Source organism: Saccharopolyspora erythraea, assembly GCF_018141105.1.
GTDB lineage: Bacteria > Actinomycetota > Actinomycetes > Mycobacteriales > Pseudonocardiaceae > Saccharopolyspora_D > Saccharopolyspora_D erythraea_A.
Genome location: NZ_CP054839.1, coordinates 3241727 through 3244967, shown reverse-complemented (window position 1 = coordinate 3244967; position 3241 = coordinate 3241727). Strand labels below are relative to the sequence as shown.

The following is a 3241-nucleotide window of genomic DNA, read 5'->3' as shown; positions in this document are numbered from 1 at the left end:
CGGTCAGTCCTCACATCAGCAGCGGGAGAAAGGTGGTCAGACGACGAACTCTTCGTCGATGAGGTCGAGCAGCCGGTCCACGGAGGCGTCGGTGATGTCGGCGTCGGCGACCGGTGCGGCGGAACCGCCGCGCACCCGCGCGGCGATCCGGTCGAGGCGGGCGGCGAGCTCCTCCCGCTGCTCGGAGTCGCCGGCGCCGGCGAGCACCCGCTCCTCGAGGTCGTCCAGCTGCACGGTCAGCGACTCCGAGCGGTCGTCGGCCAGTGCCTCGTCGAGGAACTCCGCGACCGAGGCCGGCGTGGGCCGGTCGAAGACCAGCGAGCTCGGCAGCGCGAGCCCGGTCACCCGGCACAGCCGGTCCCGCAGCTCGACACCGGTCAGCGACTCGAAGCCCATGTCCTTGAACACCCGGTCCGCCCCGACCGCGTCGAGCACGCGATGCCCGAGCACCGATGCGGCCTCCGCACGCACCAGGTCGAGCAGGAACGGTTTGCGCTTGCCTTCCGGCACGTCGTCCAGCCGCGCGGACAACCCGGGCCGCTCCGGTTCGGCCTCCGGCACGACCGGACGTGCACCGGCCTGCTCCGGCCAGTAGCGCTCGCGCTGGAACGGGTAGGTCGGCAGGTCCACCGGCCGCGCGCCGGTGCCCTCGAACAGCTCGCGCCAGTCGACCTCGGTGCCGGTGACGTGCAGCCGGGCCAGCGCGGTGACCCAGGCGACCTCTTCGTCGCGGTCCCGGCGCAGCGCGGCCACCACCGAGGCCGGGGCGTCGAGAGATTCGTGCACCATCGGCGAGAGCACGCCGTGCGGCCCGAACTCCAGGAACGTGGTGACGCCCGCGTGGCGCAGCGCGCGGACGCCGTCGCTGAAGCGCACCGGCTCGCGCACGTGCCGCACCCAGTACTCCGGGTCGGCCAGCTCGCCGGGCTCCGCGACGCGGCCGGTCAGGTTGGACACGACCGGGATCTCCGGTTCGCCGAGGCTGATCCCGCGCACGACCTCGCGGAAGGCGTCGAGCATCGGCTCCACCAGCGGCGAGTGGAAGGCGTGCGAGACGCGCAGGCGGTTCGTGCGGCGGCCGAGTCCCGCGAAGTGCGCGGCGACACCCTCCACCGCGTCGGCCGTTCCCGACACGACCACCGACCGCGGCCCGTTGACCGCGGCGAGGCTGACCTCCGGCGTCAGCAGCGCGCGCACCTCGTCTTCACCGGCCTGGATCGCCGCCATCGCGCCGCCCGCAGGCAGCGCCTGCATCATCTTGCCGCGCGCGCTGATCAGCGCTGCCGCGTCGGGAAGCGACAGCGCACCCGCGACGTGCGCCGCGGTGATCTCGCCCACGGAGTGCCCGGCCACGTAGGCGGGCCGCACGCCCTGCGACTCGGCGAGCCGGTGCAACGCGACCTCGATGGCGAACAGCGCGGGCTGGGTGTGCTCGGTGCGGTCCAGCCGCTCGGGGTCATTTCCCCAGATCACGCTCCGCAGCGGGTGGTCGAGGCGCCGGTCCAGCTCATCCAGCACCTCGTCCAGTGCCGCAGCGAAAACCGGAAACCGGTGGTAGAGGGCTTGGCCCATGCCGATGTGCTGCGCACCCTGCCCGGAGAACACCGCAGCGAGCGACCCGCCGTCCACGACCCCCCGCGCGGCCTCGACGAGCTCACCGCCCGTGCTCAGCAGCACCCCGCGGTGCTCGAACGCCGACCGGCGCGTGGCGAACGAGAAACCGAGATCAGCCACGTCGGCCGCGCCTGCGAGCTCGACGGCGCGGGCGATCTGCGCTTCCAGCGCGGCCTCCGTGCGGCCCGACACCGGGATCGCGACCGCGGCGGGCGTGACGCGCGCCGGAATCTCCTCCTGCGGGGCCGATATCCCCTGCTCCAGCACTACGTGCGCGTTCGTCCCGCCGATGCCGAACGACGAGACCCCCGTGCGGCGCGGGCGGTCCCGGCGCGGCCACGGCACGTGGTCGACGAGCACCTCCACCGCGCCGGAAGCCCAGTCCACCTCGGATGTGACCGCGCGCAGGCCGCCGATGCCGGGCAGGACTCCGTGCCGCATCGACAGCACCGCCTTGATCAGCCCCGCCATCCCGGCCGCCGCCTGCGCATGCCCCAGAGCACCCTTGACCGAACCCATCAAAAGCGGTGCGGCGCGGTCCTGGCCGTAGGTCGCCAGCACCGCCGCCGCCTCGACGGGGTCCCCGAGCCTGGTTCCGGTGCCGTGCGCCTCCAGCGCGCCGACGTCCGCGCCGGCCAACCCGGCGTCGGCCAGCGCGGCACGAATCACGGCCTGTTGCGCCGCACTGTTCGGTGCCGTGAGCCCCGACGAAGCGCCGTCGGAGTTCACCGCCGAACCCCGCACCACGGCGAGCACCTCATGACCGTTCGCGCGCGCCCGCGACAACGGCTCCAGCACCACCACCGCGACACCCTCCGACCAGACCGTGCCGTCGGCGTCGGCGGAGAAGGGCTTGCAGCGCGAGTCGGGCGCCAACCCGCCCTGACGGGCGTAGCCGACGAACGACGCCGGCGTGGACATCACCGTCACACCGGCCGCCAACGCCATCTCGCACTCGCCGGACCGCAGCGTCCGGCACGCCGTGTGCACGGCGACCAGAGAGGACGAGGACGCGGTGTCCACAGTGATCGCAGGGCCTTGCAGCCCCAGGAAGTAGGCCAGCCGCCCGGAAGTCACCGCCGGGGAGAAGCCGGTGACGGCGTGTCCGGAGAGGTCTTGCGGGCAATCCCGCGCCGCGACGGCGTAATCGTGCCCGTTCGTCCCGGCGAACACCCCGGTCCGGGTGCCCTCCAGCGAAAGCGGATCGGTCCCGGCGCGCTCGATCGCCTCCCACGCCACTTCCAGCAGCAGCCGCTGCTGGGGGTCCATGGCCAGCGCCTCGCGTGGTGAGATCCCGAAGAACGCGGCGTCGAAATCAGCCGCGTCCGCCAGGAAACCGCCCTCCGCGGGCACTCCCGCCGCGCTCAGGCCCGCCAGGTCCCAGCCGCGGTCGCCGGGCAGCGCCGACATAGCGCAGCCGCCCGAGACGACCAGCTCCCACAACTGCTCCGGGGACCGCACCCCGCCAGGGAACCGGCACGCCATCGACACCACGGCGACGGGGTCGGTCTCGCCGTCCGGGGCCGTCTTACGCGGGATAGTCATGCACTGCACCACCTCTGGCCTGGCTCGGGCGGGACCGCCACCACTGGTCACGGCGACCGTATTCGCGGCACCGCTGTACTTT

1 pseudogene is annotated in these 3241 nt (G+C 73.4%); it reads right to left on the bottom strand.

Annotation, left to right across the window (positions count from 1 at the left end):
* Positions 1 to 36: 36 nt before the first annotated feature.
* Positions 37 to 3132, bottom strand: a pseudogene (locus HUO13_RS14945) (type I polyketide synthase); the annotation flags it as partial.
* Positions 3133 to 3241 lie beyond the last annotated feature (109 nt).